The 15,786-nt window shown below is 66.0% G+C and carries 17 protein-coding genes, 1 tRNA gene and 1 pseudogene; 11 read left to right on the top strand and 8 right to left on the bottom strand.

Going from position 1 to position 15,786, the window contains the following annotated elements; genetic code table 11:
- Window positions 1-58: 58 nt before the first annotated feature.
- The 3 genes from LFM09_RS42170 (at window position 59) to LFM09_RS42160 (ending at window position 1,905) form a co-directional block, all read left to right on the top strand.
- Window positions 59-340 carry a hypothetical protein gene (locus LFM09_RS42170; RefSeq protein ID WP_414102233.1) on the top strand — a complete coding sequence of 94 codons (282 nt, stop codon included), beginning with the start codon at window positions 59-61 and terminating at the stop codon, window positions 338-340.
- 52 nt (window positions 341-392) lie between these two features.
- Window positions 393-770: a hypothetical protein gene (locus tag LFM09_RS42165; RefSeq protein WP_414102232.1), complete on the top strand. Its 378-nt coding sequence runs from the start codon at window positions 393-395 to the stop codon at window positions 768-770.
- Between the two features lie 121 nt (window positions 771-891).
- Entirely contained in the window at window positions 892-1,905 is a 1,014-nt protein-coding gene (locus tag LFM09_RS42160; RefSeq protein WP_414102231.1) for an HNH endonuclease, read from the top strand.
- Here LFM09_RS42160 and LFM09_RS42155 read toward each other — a convergent pair.
- Entirely contained in the window at window positions 1,902-2,339 is a 438-nt protein-coding gene (locus LFM09_RS42155; protein WP_414102230.1) for a hypothetical protein, read from the bottom strand. The two genes, LFM09_RS42160 and LFM09_RS42155, sit on opposite strands and share 4 nt — an antisense overlap.
- A gap of 887 nt (window positions 2,340-3,226) precedes the next feature.
- On the opposite strand from LFM09_RS42155, the pseudogene LFM09_RS42150 reads away from it, so the two are divergent.
- Together LFM09_RS42150 and LFM09_RS42145 are read left to right on the top strand one after the other, a co-directional pair.
- A pseudogene (locus tag LFM09_RS42150) lies at window positions 3,227-3,577 on the top strand (transglycosylase SLT domain-containing protein); the annotation flags it as partial.
- A 148-nt stretch (window positions 3,578-3,725) separates the two neighbouring features.
- Complete coding sequence (locus LFM09_RS42145; RefSeq protein ID WP_156094437.1) at window positions 3,726-3,875, top strand: hypothetical protein; 150 nt, start codon at window positions 3,726-3,728, stop codon at window positions 3,873-3,875.
- 19 nt (window positions 3,876-3,894) lie between these two features.
- On the opposite strand, the gene LFM09_RS42140 is transcribed toward LFM09_RS42145, so the two are convergent.
- A complete protein-coding gene (locus LFM09_RS42140) occupies window positions 3,895-4,926 on the bottom strand; it encodes a LysR family transcriptional regulator (protein WP_414102229.1) in 1,032 nt (343 codons plus the stop codon).
- A 225-nt stretch (window positions 4,927-5,151) separates the two neighbouring features.
- On the opposite strand from LFM09_RS42140, the gene LFM09_RS42135 reads away from it, so the two are divergent.
- The 4 genes from LFM09_RS42135 to htpX are packed head-to-tail and all read left to right on the top strand — an operon-like array spanning window position 5,152 to window position 7,415.
- The gene (locus tag LFM09_RS42135) at window positions 5,152-5,562 is read left to right on the top strand and encodes an NADH-quinone oxidoreductase subunit B (protein WP_414102228.1); all 411 of its coding nucleotides are present in this window, start codon (window positions 5,152-5,154) and stop codon (window positions 5,560-5,562) included.
- On the top strand, window positions 5,559-6,086 hold the full coding sequence (locus tag LFM09_RS42130) for an NADH-quinone oxidoreductase subunit C (RefSeq protein ID WP_414102227.1): 528 nt from the start codon (window positions 5,559-5,561) through the stop codon (window positions 6,084-6,086). Before LFM09_RS42135 ends, LFM09_RS42130 begins: the two co-directional genes overlap by 4 nt.
- Complete coding sequence (locus tag LFM09_RS42125) at window positions 6,083-6,535, top strand: 4Fe-4S binding protein (protein WP_355434908.1); 453 nt, start codon at window positions 6,083-6,085, stop codon at window positions 6,533-6,535. Before LFM09_RS42130 ends, LFM09_RS42125 begins: the two co-directional genes overlap by 4 nt.
- A gap of 19 nt (window positions 6,536-6,554) precedes the next feature.
- Entirely contained in the window at window positions 6,555-7,415 is an 861-nt protein-coding gene (gene htpX / locus LFM09_RS42120) for a zinc metalloprotease HtpX (protein ID WP_414102226.1), read from the top strand.
- Here htpX and rfbA read toward each other — a convergent pair whose 3' ends face one another.
- Both rfbA and LFM09_RS42110 read right to left on the bottom strand, forming a co-directional pair.
- Window positions 7,416-8,288, bottom strand: a complete 873-nt coding sequence (rfbA, locus tag LFM09_RS42115) for a glucose-1-phosphate thymidylyltransferase RfbA (RefSeq protein WP_414102225.1) — start codon at window positions 8,286-8,288, stop codon at window positions 7,416-7,418.
- Window positions 8,285-8,776, bottom strand: a complete 492-nt coding sequence (locus tag LFM09_RS42110; protein ID WP_030473523.1) for a YajQ family cyclic di-GMP-binding protein — start codon at window positions 8,774-8,776, stop codon at window positions 8,285-8,287. Before LFM09_RS42110 ends, rfbA begins: the two co-directional genes overlap by 4 nt.
- Window positions 8,777-9,045: 269 nt before the next feature.
- Here LFM09_RS42110 and LFM09_RS42105 point away from each other — a divergent pair.
- A tRNA-Tyr gene (locus LFM09_RS42105) sits at window positions 9,046-9,126 on the top strand.
- Between the two features lie 399 nt (window positions 9,127-9,525).
- Here LFM09_RS42105 and LFM09_RS42100 read toward each other — a convergent pair.
- Window positions 9,526-10,005: a hypothetical protein gene (locus LFM09_RS42100; RefSeq protein WP_414102224.1), complete on the bottom strand. Its 480-nt coding sequence runs from the start codon at window positions 10,003-10,005 to the stop codon at window positions 9,526-9,528.
- 203 nt (window positions 10,006-10,208) lie between these two features.
- On the bottom strand, window positions 10,209-11,228 hold the full coding sequence (locus LFM09_RS42095; RefSeq protein ID WP_414102223.1) for a hypothetical protein: 1,020 nt from the start codon (window positions 11,226-11,228) through the stop codon (window positions 10,209-10,211).
- A 1,118-nt stretch (window positions 11,229-12,346) separates the two neighbouring features.
- On the opposite strand from LFM09_RS42095, the gene LFM09_RS42090 reads away from it, so the two are divergent.
- Window positions 12,347-13,510 (top strand): hypothetical protein, encoded by a 1,164-nt coding sequence (locus LFM09_RS42090; RefSeq protein ID WP_414102221.1) that lies wholly within the window; start codon window positions 12,347-12,349, stop codon window positions 13,508-13,510.
- A 434-nt stretch (window positions 13,511-13,944) separates the two neighbouring features.
- Here LFM09_RS42090 and LFM09_RS42085 read toward each other — a convergent pair whose 3' ends face one another.
- Both LFM09_RS42085 and LFM09_RS42080 read right to left on the bottom strand, forming a co-directional pair.
- Window positions 13,945-15,366: an integrase gene (locus tag LFM09_RS42085; RefSeq protein ID WP_414102220.1), complete on the bottom strand. Its 1,422-nt coding sequence runs from the start codon at window positions 15,364-15,366 to the stop codon at window positions 13,945-13,947.
- Entirely contained in the window at window positions 15,363-15,548 is a 186-nt protein-coding gene (locus LFM09_RS42080) for a helix-turn-helix transcriptional regulator (protein ID WP_414102219.1), read from the bottom strand. The genes LFM09_RS42085 and LFM09_RS42080 overlap by 4 nt, the downstream gene beginning before the upstream one ends.
- Window positions 15,549-15,786 lie beyond the last annotated feature (238 nt).

The raw sequence follows: 15,786 nt of genomic DNA, 5'->3' as shown, positions 1-15,786 counted from the left end.
AGTAGTTCCTTCAACCCGAGTTACACCGCTCGTTTGACACACCCGGGGAAGGGGCCTCATGAAGCACGTCGGTGGATGTTTCCTCAAGCTGCTGATCACGCTCTTGCTGGGAGCGATCGGGCTGGGCGCGTGGTTCCTGCTGAAGTGGGGATGGAGCGAGTCACCACTGATCACCGTCATCTCGGTGGTGGTCGCGCTGGGCTTCATGGCGTTCGGTGTGGCGCACATGACCGGGAAGAGGGACTTCGGCACGCTGGGCATGATCGCGGGCGTCACGGCCGCGGTCGCAGCGGCCTCGGCGATGGTGCTCATCGAGAACGGCGGGCCGCTGCTCTCGTAGAGGCCGGAACAGATCCGCTCGCCACCGCCGCGAGGCGCCTAGCCTCGAAGCAGTGACCAACGTTCTCGCGATCGGCTTCGACCCGACCACCATCCCCGGCTTCGATCCCGCGCCCGTGCTCGCCGGCATCGAGCAAGGCAACAAGGCGTTCGCCGAGCTCGGTATGGCCCAGGACCTTCTTCTCATCAGCTTCGACGAGCTGGACGGCCGCGCTCAGGCGAAGATCGTCGATCACCTCGCGGCCAAGCCGTACGACTGCGTGGTCGTCGGCGGCGGCATCCGGAAGGGGACCGGGCTGCTCGAGCTCTTCCAGACCGTGATCAACCTCGTGCACTGGCACCAGCCGGATGCCGCGATCGCGTTCAACGAGAGCCCCGGTGACAGCACGGACTGGGTGCTGAAGGCACTGGAGCAGCGCCGCAACCGTTAGAACAGCAGCGCTCTTCGCCTTGTGCGGCCGCCCTACGCGTCGTGCACGGCGTGAGTAACTCGCTCGCCACCGCACGCGATGTTGAGCAACGCTGGTTGTTCACGATCCAAGGTGGTGGCAGGTGCAGGCATGGTCGTTCCTCGTTGCACACGACAAGCGGAGCTTCCAGGGCAACGACGGCTACGACGACGTCGTTGACTCGTACTACCTGTTCGACTCGGGTGTGCCGAACCACGGCAAGATTGCGGTCGGCGACCTCGTCGTGTTGCGCAATCGCACCGGGGCGCTGGGTGTTGCCAAGGTCGAGCACGTCGAGGTCACGGAGAATGTGCTCAAGACGCGCCGCAGGTGTCCTCATTGCGAGCTGACCAGGTTCAACTACCGCAAGAACGGCACACCGCCCTACATGTGCCGTCGGGACGGGTGCGGCAAGGGCTTCGACGTGCCGTTGGAGGTCCAAGAGCCGGTCACCGCGTTCAAGGCGGTCTACCAGGGCACGTGGCGGGCTATCGGCGACGTCATCAGCGCCGCGGAACTGGAGCAGGTCACCGGCAACAACGCCAGGCAGAACGCCATCCGGCCACTCGACGTCGACGGTGTGCAGAAGCTTCTGGCCGGTGCCAAGGTGCCACCGCCGCCCACACCGGATGCTTCCGACGCCAGGTCGACGAAGCCCATCACCGCAGGCGTGACCAAGTCGCTGGTCAGCGTTCGGACAGGACAGGACAAGTTCCGCAAGGCGCTGTTCGAGCGCTACGGCCTGGTGTGCATGATCACCGGCCCCAACCCGCAGCAGGCGCTGCACGCGGCTCACCTGCGTGCGTTTGCCAAGCACGTTCGGCACGTGCCTGAAGAAGGCGCACTCCTCCGAGCTGACATCCACCAGCTCTTCGACTCCGGCATGATCGCGGTGGACCCGGAGACCTTGACCGTGGTGGTCGATCCGAGGCTGCGTGACTACCGGACGTACGCCGTGCTTGCCGGTCGGTCGTTGCAGGTTCCCGAGGACAAGGCGCCGTGCCGTGAGGCACTCAGCGATCACTTCGCCCAGGCGACGTCCACGTGGATGAAGGCCGACATCTTCTGGCGTGAGGCCGCTCCGGTCGAGGTTGATGGCCTCAATCGCCACCCCTAGAACAGCAGGTAGGGCAGCGCGCCGACCAGCGGCAGCAGCACCCACAGCGCGACGAACCCGAAGGCGGCCACGGCGATCATCGTGAGCCGCCCTCGCCGTCGTTCGCGGAAGAACTCCACCCCGCCGAACGCCAGGAACGCCAGCGCGCCCGCCACAAGCACCACGGTCGGGACCGGCGCCGTCTGCCAGGCCCACGACACGAGCAGGCCGACCGCGAACAAGAACGCCAAGACGGCCCACATGAGCAGCACCTCGTACACGCCCTCACCCAGCTCGCGCCCCCACCACTTGAGGCCGCGCCAGAACCGCACGGGCAGACAGGTCAGCCACGCCACGGCCCGCTTCTGCCACCAGGGCCGCGACGCCTCTGCGCGCGCCTGCAGCACGGCCACCCGCGCGGCCCCGAGACGGGCCTCCCGATCGTGGTCCCCCATGAGATTCATAGTGCCGTGAACCGGCGGCTCGCCCGCTCCGTACCCCTCTTCGAGAAGCAGCTCAGCACCGACAACTACGAAGCGTGATGGCATCACTCGATCGCGTGGTCGTGGACGTAACCCATAACGAGAGCCGGGCTCACACCGAACTAACAGACAGCTCCGCCAGTTCGTCAGGAGGCAACGATGAACTTAAGCAGGATGCAATTGGCTCGCTGACTGTCTGTTAGCAGCGGATAGCCCAACTCATCGGAAACGTGACGAGAGTCACCCAACGGGCGCTCAAGCTTGCCTGCGCTCGTGACGCGAGGTTACGTTCTCGCCCGCCGATAACGGTTTGGTCACCGGCAGGACACAGGAACCGCAGCACCAAGGGTCCAAAGTCCCTCGGATCCCCCGCCGAGCAGCCGGAGACCAAGCTCCCCGACGCAGGAGGCTCCCCCTTGGCCCGGCACAGCAAGGCCGCCGGCCGAACCGTGTACACGGTCGTGCCCAAAGCTGAAGTGAAACCCGGCGCGCATCGCGCCGAGGACGACAAGGTTCCGCTCGCTCACCGCGTGAGCGCGATCGTCGTCGCAGCAGGTGTCGCCGCCGGCACCGCCGCAATCGCCAACGCCGCGACCAGCGGGTCCTCCACGGATCTCGCTGCGGGTGCCGCCGAGCTGGGCGCCATCCCGGACAAGCAGGCGCAGAACGTCCTCACCATTCACGACGTGAACCCCGGTGGTGAGGTCGGCCGGCTGCTGCAGTTCCAGCAGATGTACGCGATGCAGACGTTCGAGCAGGCCAGCAAGCTCGCGGCGGAAGGTCACGCCCAGCGCGAGGCCGCCGCGAAGGCCGAGGCCGAGCGTCAGGCGGAGATGCGCAAGCCCGCCAAGCAGCGCGAGATCGAGGGCTGGATCAAGGAAGCCATCAAGGTTCTGCAGGCCAACGGCACGAACATCGACAACAACAGCATCGATGAGATCTACACGATCATCATCAAGGAGTCGAACGGCAACCCGAACGCCGTCAACAACTGGGACTCCAACGCGCTGCGCGGTACCCCGTCGAAGGGCCTGATGCAGTGCATCGACCCGACGTTCCGGGCCTACAAGCTGGCCGGTTACGACAACATCCTCGCGCCGGTCGACAACATCATCGCGGGCGTTCGCTACACCTACGCGCGCTACGGCGGCTTCCACAACCACCCAGGGTTGGTCTCCATGAACCTGGGTGGCGGGTACCGGGGGTACTAAAGAACCCAAAACCGCCGTGTCGGGGTGCGTAACACGTATCGGCGAGCGATGCTGTCAACAAGGTTCACCCACAAGCATGGCGGCCCTAGCGGGCACACGCCCGGTAGTGCTCCCATCGAAGCGATTTCCCGAACGCAGGGAGTGGCCGATGAACGAGCAACAGGCACGCGACGACGAGCTGGCGAAGATCCGCTCGGAGGCGACGAACTGGCTGGCCAAGATGGCCAAAGCCCAGCAACGTCCCAAAGTCGAACAGCGGAGGCCTGAGCACGACGCCATGACACCCGCGAAGAAGTAAGGATCAGGGAGCGCCTCGGCTACGGCCGGGGCGCTTCTGCTTTGAAGGCCGACCACAGCAGGTTCAGCGGGTGATCCGCCGGATGCTTCGACAGCTCGTCCGTTCGGGCGAACACGCCCACAAGCCGCTCCAGCGAGTCATCTGAGAGCTCGACGACGCGGAGCCCGCCTCCCTCACGGAGCTCGTTGTTCGACGCCACCACGCCCAAACCAGACGTCACGATCATGGCTCCCTGGACGAGGTTCGAGCGCAGCAGCGAGATGCCGTACTGGATCTCGTCGATCTCGGCCGCGATGTCGAGCCCCTGGCGGTAGTCCGGCCCGAACCAGCCCCGCAGGAACTCGGCGATCAGCCCCGCCCCCGGCACGACCAACGGGACCGATCGGAGCTGAGGTACCCGCACGCGCTCGCCCACAACCGTCTCGGGCAGATTCGTCAGCAACGCCAGCCCGCCGCGGCGCCACTCGATCACGTCGAACTCCGGCCGCTCCCAGCCCTGGCCGGCTCGCGTCACGACGCTGCCGCACACCACGTCGACCTCGCGCGTCTCCAGCTTCGTCCAGATGTCCTTGGTGCGGATGTGGACGACCTTGAGGTCCACGTCGCGCTCGCGGAACTCGTCCGCCACGTGGTGCCACGCCTTCGCGAGGGTGTCCAGCATGTATCGCGTGGTGCCCACGGTGACGGTCGTGCCGAGCTTGCGGCGGCACTCGTGAATTCCGTCGAGCCACTCCGCGAGCGTCTCCCGCGCCAATTCGACGAGCGACTCACCAGTGGGCGTGAACAGCACGTCTTTTCCGCGTCCCTGTTTCACCACCAGGGCTTCACCGCACAGTTCCTGGAAGTTCCTGTTCAACGTGTCGAGCTGCTTCTGCACGCTCGACTGCTCGCGCCCCAACGCCCGCGCGGCCCGCAGCGCCGACCTGGTCTCGTGAACGGTCAACAGCGTCCTGAGCTGGTCCATTGTGGTGTCCAACAGGGCGCCGGGCATGTTCAACAGACGGTGCAGCGTGGTACTCGTGGGGAGGACCAACTGGGACGAGCCGGACATCGAGACCCTCTCTGATGTTCTACCGATCAGTTGAACTGAACTTGACCGCATTTCGCCGACAAATTATCTGCAGATCCTGTTGGTGAATCGCTGGACACTTATCGCGCGGTGTACAAAGCTATATCCGGCGACCACGCGTGGGAGCCGATTCCGGGGGGAATCATTGGGGGGTGGGGGTCCGCCAGGCGCAAGCTGGTGGGCCCCCAAGTATTACCCTCGCTGGTTGTGACGGCTTCCGCTCGCCTGGAATGGGGCACCACCTACCAGGTCACCGTGCTCGAACTCGGACTCGCCTGCTGCGGAGTCGAAGTGATGGCAGCTCTCGACCGCCTTCCCGGCCTCGGGGTCACGCCTGTCGACGGCGCGGGCGAGGCACACGTTCTCGTTGTTTCCGGCACTGTCACGGACGCCATGTTGCCCGCGGTGATCCGCAGTTTCGAGGCCATGCCCGAACCGAAGTACGTGATCTCCGTGGGAGCGTGCAGCAACACCGGCGGACCGTACTGGGACTCCTACAGCGTCACCAAGGGCATCGACCAGGCTCTGCCGGTCCACGTCGCCGTCCCGGGCTGTCCGCCGCGGCCGGAAGCGCTGCTCGAAGGCCTCAAGGCCCTGCACGGGCTGGTGAACGCATGACCGCGAAAACCGCCTTCGGTCAGACCGTCCACCACGTCGAGCTCCAGGACTGGCTCGAAACCGCCACGCGCCACCACACCGAGGGCTGCGTGATGTTCGACTGGCTCGGCGTCGAGGACGCGGGCCGGCCGGGTGCCGTCGGGCAACGCCACGCGGTGTTCCTGCACGTCATCGATCCGCAGACGCGCGAAGGCGTGATGCTGCGCACCGAGATCGAGCAGACCGACGCGCTGCCGAGCGTCGCCCACCTCTGGAAGGGCGCGCACTGGCACGAGCGCGAGGCCGCTGAGATGTTCGGGATCACGGTCGACGGCAAGCCGGAACACCTGCTGCTCCCGGACAGCTTCCAGGGCCACCCGCTGCGCAAGGACTTCGTGCTGGCCTCACGGGTCGTGCGCCCCTGGCCGGGCCGCCTCGAACCGGGCGAGGACAACACCAGTGCCCCGAGCCGCCGCCGCACCGCACCACCCGGAGTGCCGGACCCGTCGTGGGGCCCGCGCCGTGAAGAGGAGAGCCCCTCATGACCAGCCTTCCGCCGCGCACGAGGGGCGTCATCGCGCTGTTGGAGGCCAACTGCACGGTCTGCATGATCTGCGCGCGCGAGTGTCCTGACTGGTGCATCCACATCACGAGCCACACCGAGGTCGAACAGCAGCCCGGCTCAGCCCGGCCTCGCAGCCGCAACGTCCTCGACCGGTTCGCGATCGACTACGGCCAGTGTCTCTACTGCGGCATCTGCGTCGAGGTCTGCCCGTTCGACGCCCTGCACTGGGCGCCGGAGTTCGGCTATCCGGGCACGGGCTCGATCGAGGGCGACGGCGCGGTCGCGGAGCTGGTCCACGAACGGGACGTGCTGGCCACGTGGGTCGAGAAGGTGCCGCCGCCACCGCCGCTCGACCCGGCCGCGGAGGCCGCGCCGGAAACGGCGACAGGAACTGGCAGGAGGCCCGGTTCGTTGAGAGGTAGGACGTAAAAGACCCGGAGGCGAAACCGTGCACAAGCACTACAACGGGTTGAAGACGGCCGTGCTGCTCGGCGGGATGAGCGCGCTGATCGTGGTGATCAGCGGGTTGTTCGGCCGGACGGCACTGGTCATCGGCCTGCTGTTGGCCTTGGGCGTGAACGCCTACGCGTACTTCAACTCCGACAGGCTCGCGCTGCGTGCGATGCGGGCCCAGCCCGTGTCGCAGGTGGAACAACCAGTGCTCTACGCGATCGTGCGCGAGCTGTCGCAGAAAGCGCGCCAGCCCATGCCCAGGCTCTACCTGAGCCCGACGATCGCACCCAACGCGTTCGCGACGGGCCGCAATCCGCGCAACGCCGCCGTGTGTTGCACCACGGGCATCCTGGACCTGCTCGACGAACGTGAACTGCGCGCCGTGCTCGGCCACGAGCTCGCACACGTCTACAACCGCGACATCCTGATCAGCTGCGTGGCCGGCGCGCTGGCCGGCGTGATCACCATGCTCGCGAACCTGGCCCTGCTCGCGGGGCTCTTCGGCGGCGGGGACGACGACGACGGCCCCGGCCCGCTCGGCCTGCTGCTGATCGCGCTGCTCGGCCCGATCGCGGCCACCGTCGTGCGCCTGGCCGTGAGCCGCTCGCGCGAGTTCCAGGCGGACGCGTCCGGTTCCGAGCTCACCGGAGACCCGCTGGCGCTGGCTTCGGCACTGCGCAAGATCGAGCTTGGAACGCGGGCGGCGCCGCTCGCGCCGGAGCCGGAGGTGGTGTCGCAGAGCCACCTGATGATCGCGAACCCGTTCCGCTCGGGGGAACCGTTCGCGAAGTGGTTCTCGACCCACCCTCCGATCTCCGACCGCATCCGCAGGCTCGAAGAGATGGCGCGCCGCTAGCTAGCGACCGCCGCGAGCCACCGCCATGAGGTACTCGCCGTACCCGGACTTGCCGAGCTTCTCGCCGAGCGCGTAGCACTCGTCGGCCGAGATGAACCCCATGCGCAGCGCGATCTCCTCAGGACACGCGATGCGCACACCGGTCCGGTGCTCCAGCACCTGCACGAACTGCCCGGCTTCCAGCATCGAGTCGTGCGTGCCGGTGTCGAGCCACGCAAAGCCGCGGCTCAGGTCCACCAGATGCGCCCGGCCCTCGCGCAGGTAGTGCAGGTTGACGTCGGTGATCTCCAGCTCGCCGCGCGGCGACGGCTTGAGGTTGCGGGAGATGTCCACCACGCCGTTGTCGTAGAAGTAGAGCCCGGTGATCGCCCGGTTCGACTTCGGCTTCGCGGGCTTCTCCTCGATGGACAGCAGCTTGCCCGTCGAGTCGACCTCGCCGACGCCGTACCGCTCGGGGTCCTTCACCTGGTACCCGAACAGCACGCAGCCGTCCAAAGAGGACGCCTGCTGCTGCAGGGTGGTGGAGAATCCCTGGCCGTAGAAGATGTTGTCGCCCAGCACCAGCGCCACGTCGTCGTCACCGACGAAGTCCGCGCCGATGATGAACGCCTCCGCGAGCCCGTTCGGCGCGGCCTGCTCGGCGTACGAGAAGCTCATGCCCCACTGGGAACCGTCCCCCAGCAGCCGCCGGAAGAGCGGTAAGTCGACCGGCGTCGAGATGATCAGCACTTCCCGGATGCCGGCCAGCATGAGCACCGACAGCGGGTAGTAGATCATCGGCTTGTCGTAGACCGGCAGCAGCTGCTTGGAAACCGCCTGCGTGATCGGGTGCAGGCGGGTTCCGCTGCCACCGGCGAGGACGATGCCCTTCACCGGTAGTTGGTGAACTGGAGGGCGATGCCGAAGTCCGAGCCCTTGAGCAGGGCGATGACGTCCTGCAGGTGGTCCTTCTTCTTGCCGGACACCCGCAGCTGGTCACCCTGGATCTGCGCCTGCACGCCCTTGGGCGCCTCGTCGCGGATCTTCTTGGCGATCTCCTTGGCCTTCTCCGAGGAGATGCCCTGCACCAGGTTTCCGGTGACCTTGAACACCTTTCCGGACACCGCGGGCTCGCCCACCTCGAACGCCTTCATCGAGATGTTGCGCTTGACCAGCTTCTCCTGGAAGACGTCGATGGCCGCCTTGCAGCGCTCCTCGGTCTCGGACGTGAAGGTGATCGCCTCCTCGCCGGCCCAGGCCACGGTGGTGTTGGTACCGCGGAAGTCGAAGCGCGTGCTCAGCTCCTTGGCCGCCTGGTTGAGCGCGTTGTCGACCTCCTGCCGGTCCACCTTGCTCACCACGTCGAACGACGGGTCCGCCACGACTTCACTCCTCAACGATCTCGGGGTCACAGCCAGCGTCGATGCTACTGGGGTACCCCGATTTGGGGGCTCCCGAAGGGGTTATGTATTGTTCTGCCCGCACCGTTACGGCGGTGTGGGGCGGGTTGCCCGAGCGGCCAATGGGAGCGGANCTTCACTCCTCAACGATCTCGGGGTCACAGCCAGCGTCGATGCTACTGGGGTACCCCGATTTGGGGGCTCCCGAAGGGGTTATGTATTGTTCTGCCCGCACCGTTACGGCGGTGTGGGGCGGGTTGCCCGAGCGGCCAATGGGAGCGGACTGTAAATCCGTCGCGAAAGCTACAGAGGTTCGAATCCTCTACCCGCCACAGCATGACTGAAGGCCCTGTGACCAGTAAGAACCGGTCACAGGGTCTTCATCGTTCTGTCCGGCTGTGTACGGCTCGATCCGGCCCGTTGCTGGTGTCTGTGCCGAATGTGTGCCGAAGTCCGGCACGGTGCGCACGTGTAAATACATCGGCGCCAGCCGGCAGATCGTCGCCGACGCCTGCGGCATCACACGACAGGTCGCCCACGATCGCTGGGCCAAACTCACCCGGCGAATCCAGCGGAGTGACCACAGGTTCGCACCGACGACAGAGCCTGCTGACTAACACCAGCAGGGGTCTGCGATGGTTCTGAGATTCAGAGCTGAGCTGTCCAGGGCCAGCACCGGCCTGGTGGCCGTAGACCGGTGCTGGCGAGTGCGGCTCAGTGAAGGCCGCTGGTCAGGCGGTCGGAGCGACCGCGGCCTGGTCCTGCCCGTTAGGACTCTGGGGCGGATACAGCGGTGCAGGCTGGAGCGGCACCGGGGTGTAGGGCACCGGGTACGTCTGCAGCGGCGCCGGCGGCTCGACGACCTCAGCGTGGCAGGTCTCGGCTGCCGAGAACGTCACCCCGAAGACCTCGATCTTGAGGTCGAAGAAGTAGATGGCGGCGCCGAGCGCGCCGATTACCACTACCGAGCGCGCCACGGCGCGCCGGTTGCCGAACAGGAACCGCGCCGTTCGCCGGAACCTGGACAGCTGGTCCTCGCCAGCGCCAGGCTTGCGCCGACGGGTGCGGCGGTTGGCTCGAACGGCGTCACCCTTGCCCTTGCGGGCCGTTGTACAGGGCGGGCGTTCGCGCTTTTGGGCACTAGTTCCGTTTCGATCGACGGAACCCGCGCTGTTCTTCGAACTGTTCTTGCGTGAGCGACGTACGCTCATGTGGGCTCCCTTTATAGATGCATCCACGGCGGATAATTCGAATGGGAGTGCAGACGCTGACCTGCTGGAACAGGTAGGCGTCGTCCGCTCAGGGGTCGCCAAGGCGGCCCCTGAGCCATACAAGCGGGTGAGTGTCACCACGACTCGCGGCCGATCTCGCGACCGCGTACAGCACGTCGTGATCCGCCTCTAGCGGATCGGTGTCACCCCAGGAACCGACCTAAGAGCAGGCCTGAGAACAGGCCCAAGAAGAAGATCAGCAGGCCGATCAGCGGCGTGCCGAACGCCGCGAACAGCACGCTCGCGCTCTCGTCTGCGGCGTTCGCCACCGCCGCAGACCGTGTCGTGCTCACGCCGAGACCGTGCGACGGCGGCTCTGTGCCACCGTTGACGAGGCCCTGGCCGTGCGGGTGCCGGTCGCGACGCTGGTCGTCGGCGTCCTGACGGACTTCGGTCGCACGAGTCTGTTCCTCGACGACGGCGACGGGCCGTGAGTGCCCGGGGTCAGCAGGCGTCTGCGGCGGGGTCTCGGTGCCTCGGGAGGCGGTCTTGAGCCGCTGCCAGGCCGTCACCCAGGCGTGCGCGGTCGACTCGTCGGCCCCGCAGGCGGTGACGAAGGTGGCGACGACCTCGGCGTTGACGGGAAGCCGCTGCCTGGTGCACAGGTTGTGCAGGGTGGTGCGCGGCAGCGGGTAGCCCAGCCCGTCAGCGATCTTGGCCAGCCTCGCGTACGAGACGCCGCTGCTGTCCTTGATCGTCGCCAAGGCCGACTGGAACTGCGGAGCGTCGCTGATCTTCGCGGGGTCCGGCCACAGCGCCAGGTTCGGGCGCGGTGGCGTGACCGGCCTGCGCGCCGGCGGTGCGGGGCAGGTGGGCTCAAGGTCGGCGAGGACCGTGCCCGCAGGCCGCGTGGCCGGGGTGGTGCGCGGCGTGTCGCGGTCGCGCATCTTCTGCCACAGCTCGTAGACGAAGCGGCGGTCGTCGTCCTCGACGTCGGCCGCGGCCAGGTAGCGCTTGAGCACGTGCCAAGGCACGGTGCCGAGCTCGGCAAGGCCGACGTCGGCCAGCGACAGGTTGGCGCGCTCGGCGAACTCGGTCGGGGTGAGCTCGGAGGCGCGGCGCAAGGCTTGCAGCGCCACGGCGACGAACTGGGGGCCGCTCGAGCCCGGTTCTGTCCGGGCGACGACATCGCGCAGGGAAGTGAGATCGAGCAACGCGGTCATCGCTCAGCCCGCCATCGGCGAGCTCGGCATCAGCGGTGCGAGGTCGGCGCCGACGGGCGGGCGCGGCGGGGTCGGCGCGCCGTGGCGCGCCGGACCCGATCCCACGATCGAGTGAATCACGGGGGTTGGCTCCTGGTTCTTGCTGCTTCCGGACGGTAGAAACGAGCGTCGCTCGCCGGGGTCGCATTCCGGCGCTCGTCACTCGTACCCCGAAGGGTGTCGACCATCGTAACGGGTCCGTCTCTCATGGTTTGACGCGCAGACCAAACGGGGAGCCGGGGGAGATCAACTGAGTGAGCGACCGCTTATTAGGTATTGCGTGCGTCCCTTCGAGGGACGCGGGTAACACGACAGTGGGGACCGCGATACGCAGTGCGTGATGCCCCAGGGCTGCGCTTGTTCCGAGCGCCTTCTTTGCGGCCTAGCCCACGATCGTGTTGGGTGTCAAGAGTCGTAACCTTCGCGTTTGCCCTGGTCAGGAGCGTGGGACAAAATGGGACGTCCCTCGGTCGGGGCAGAGTGTTGCGTCCGAGCGCCGTCACGCTAGATTCTTGGGCGTACCAAAAACCCCCGTGTCTTGCTCCTAAATGCTTCCGGACGGGACGACGGGCAGTGGAAAGGAGGAGGGGGACTCAGGTCGCACTCGGTCCCCCTCCTCACCTCATCGCTGAAGATGAGGCGTCAACTAACGGCTCCATCGGCATCTCGGATATTTCCCATAGGCTGCTGGAATCCGCCCAGGTCATCGGCATATCGCCATCATCCTCACGTCGTATCCGATTCGGGTGGAATCGTCGGCGTGTAATGGATTACCCGCGAGGATCCGCCGCTCGTGCCCGGACCGACCGGTCAGATTGCCCTGTGCCGGACGGGACGGTCCCGCAGATTGTCCGGTGCCCCAGCTGCGACGGTGGACGGGTACGTGAGCACGTGGCGCGGCTGATCGGTGTGGAGTGGCTCACTTCTCGCGGTTCGGCGTGGCGCCCGGCCCGGTACGGCGGTGCCGTCGCCGTAGTGCATGCTTGACGCCCGCCACACTCCCAGCGCGCGTCCGCTGGTGGGCCTTCTGCTGTGGCGCAGGACAGCGTCTCCGTGCCGCACCCGAGAGGTCTATGCCGATGACTGGCACCAGTAAGCAGGCTGGTCGGCCGCAGCCCACGTGCGCCGAGGAGATGGGCGGCACGCTGTCGCAGCCGGAGAAGGACTTCATCTTCCCGCTGCTGCAGATCGTGCTGAAGATGTTCGGCACCGTCTCGAAGTTCATCGACTACAGCCTGGTGCACGACTCGCGGCCCCCGCGGACCCGTGTGGTCAACCCGGCGCGCTCGATGGGCAAGGGCAACCCCGTCAACCTCGAGAACGCGATCTCCACGCAGATCAACGGCTCGCCCCGCAACTTCCCGGAGTGGTGGGTGGTCGAGTGGGTGATCACCGTGGTGATGAGGAAGTCGCCCGAGGAAGACCGCATCGCGGCATTGAACAAGCTCGGGTGGATGTGGGCCGAAGTGCGCGGTGAACGCCCCTGGGGATTCGTCGGCGCGATCCCTGACGCGGATGCGCTGACCGATCCGGCCGACGTCGAGGCCGAGGAGACCAAGTACGCGGTTCTGCGCACCGTGACGGTGCCCAGCCTGCGTCACGAGATCGCGCGCTTGAAGGCCTTGCACGAGACACCGCAGGGCCGGCACGTCAACTTCGTCGAAGAGATCGCTGATCTCAAGGCCAGCCTCGGGCTGATGGAAGAGGCCAAGAACGCCGCCGATCTCCGCACGGCCGAAGCCGAGGACCTCGCAGCCCATGCCCGGCTGCGCAACAACGAACTCGAAGAGCGCATCACCGAACTCGAAGAGCGCTTCCGCAGCCTCCAAGAGCAGAACGATGAACTCGTGCGGGTCAACGTCGAGGTCAACCATAAGTTCGAGCACCTGCGCACCTTGTGGCATCAGCGGAAGACCGCCTCGCCGACGCCCATGTCTGGCACGCTTGACATGACTCCGGCCGCGGAGACGACCGCGGTAATGCCTGTCGTGCCCGCGCACCCGCAGACCGCAGAAGCGCTCTCGCCAGGCGCCATCACCGATGAGATCGCCCAGCAGCGCCACAGGCACTACGCCGGACGCAAGGCAGAACTGGAAGGAGTCGCCAACGACTCACTGGTGGACACCATGCTGATGGAGATCGGCGATCTCCTCGCCTTCCGTGCTCCCAGGGACCTTCGAGATGAGGTGGCTCAGCACGGCGGGATGGACACGCCCTCTGCGAGCTCGGGACAAGGAGCCTAAGCAGATCCCGACCGGTGTAGGTGGGTTCCTCTGGTACAGAGATAGGACCGCTTTCACGCCAGAGAACCCCGCTCAGGAGTTGTGCAATCCGATGAGGCCGCCGAAGAACTTCACCGCGGCCGCATGCAAACTCGGCCAAGGTGATCTGCGGCCACAGGTCGTGAGGGAAGTCGTCGAACGGGAGACCGTCGTCGTGCGAGCGCGGGCAGCGTCGGTCACCCGTTCGACCGCTCCGACCGTGCTGTAGGAACCGGCAACGGGGCGCGCCTGGGCGGAGATGCTCGGCTCGCTGGCGGGGCAGCTACAGGACCCGCAGGCCGTGACGGCGAGCAACCCACTTGCACCATCCGAAGCTGGCGGAGCTCGTGTTACATCGCAGAAGAAGTAGCGCGCTGGGGTTCGGCAGTGCAACGAAGTTGAGACGGCTATGCCGCTCAGAAGCTCGCAACCTGCCCGCCTAGTCCTTCTTGCACACTTCGAAGGGCTTCTTGCTCGCCTCCATCGATACATTTCGCGTACTCGCGGAGCAGCACTGCGAGGCTGTGTCCTGCCCACTCAGCTACTCGCTTAGGCTCTTTGACCAGGTTGAGCCAGAACGTCACACAGGCATGACGTAGGTCGTACGGCCGTTTCGCCAGCGGGCCAGCCTCTACTTCCGCCGTGAACGCGATCTTGCGGGCGAGATCCCAGATCCGCCCGTAGGTCGAGCTGCCAATGCGCCCGCCGCGCTCGGCGACGAACAGCAGCCCACGCGGCCCAATGTTGAAGATCTCGATGTGCTCGTAGAGGTAGATAGCCAACTCTGGGCACATCGGGACCGGCCGGCCGAAGCCCTTGTGGCGGTGCTTAAGTTCCCGCTCCTCGTGCCGCTTGCCGCTGTCGGTCCACTCCCCACCTACCTCGGGAGCCGCCCCCTCAAGGTTGATCACGCCCCACTCGTGAACCTCCCAACGCTGCGCCTCCTCGTTCCACACTTTCGGCGGGAGTCGCAGGTTGTAGAGCCTGACGTTGGAAGCCTCTTCGGGGCGTAGCGCCGCGAAGAACATCAGCGCGAAGAACGCCACCAACTTGGAGCCAGTGCGGCCGATGCCGGCTACCTCACGCATCACCGTGCGGAACTGGATTGGGTTCGCCACGCAGCGACGATCAACCTCCTTGGCCACGGTCTTGTGTTTCTTGACCCTCACCTCCTTCCAAGGATTCTCGGACAACACGCCGATCTCGTTGGCGTAGGCCAAGATGCTGCCGAACGTCGTGCGCCGTAGCCGGATGGTGTCGTATGCAGCCCGCTGCCCGTCGAGCTTCCGCTCGAACGCACCAACCACCTTCCGCAGAAAGTCGGCATCCAAGAGTTCCGACACTTGGCGCGTGTTCTGCGTCAGCCATCCGAGCGCCGCCGCCACGTCGCTCGGATGCTCCTGGTCACGGTGCTCCTTGTTGCAGTGAATGCGAATCGCGCGGCGCAGAACCTTGTGACTAGGACGCGCGCGGTCGGTAGAGATCATTGCCTCGGTGATCGGAGCGAGCGCGTCCGCAATGGACTTCCGGTGAGTAGGCGCGGCCTCGTCCCACTTCATGTCGACGAACTTGGCGACGAGGTCGAACCACGACATGGTCGACTTGTCCGCCGTCTCTTCACGGAGCTTGGACACCGGGCTACCGGTCTCGACACAGAACGCCTCACCCTTGCGCGAAGCGATGACGAGTTCTGAACGGAAGCTGTCGGCCAGCGCCGCAGTCTTGAACTTCTCCTTGAACTGCTTCCTGTTCACGGCCCAGCGAACCCAATAGGTCGTGGTCCGCTTGCCGACGTAGACATCAGTCGCGTAGATGCGGACATCAAAGCTGGTCTTCATGCCGCCACCTCACAACCGTTGAACCAGTCGTCCACGTCGCTCCGGTCGAAGCGGAGTTGCCCGTTGGGCAATCGGGAGAACTTCGGCGCAGTCTGCTTCGCAATCCACTCGTAGAGCGTCGAACGGGAAATCTTGAACTCCTCGCAGAACTCAGCAACCGTCAGCAGTTCACGTCGGCGCATGACTACGTCACCCCCGCGGTGTTGGTCGGATCGATGTGCAGCGGCAGATGACGAGCCCATACGGATCTGGGTGTGCGGCATCGCCTCGGAAGTGGTGGTGCTCGTTGTGGCGTAAGCGCCGTAAGGGCCGTAAGTCGCCTGCTCAAGGGCGTGCAGGGGTGTAAGCGGCTTACGTTTCGCTGTGTAAGCCGCCGCAGTGGGTTAGCTGGTTGGCTTACGGTTCGAAACGTAAGCCGCC

Origin of the sequence: Lentzea alba (genome assembly GCF_047445655.1) — a bacterium.
In the GTDB taxonomy this organism is placed as follows: domain Bacteria; phylum Actinomycetota; class Actinomycetes; order Mycobacteriales; family Pseudonocardiaceae; genus Lentzea; species Lentzea alba_A.
Note: the sequence above shows the minus strand (reverse complement) of the source record. Positions and strands in the feature narration are given on the sequence as shown.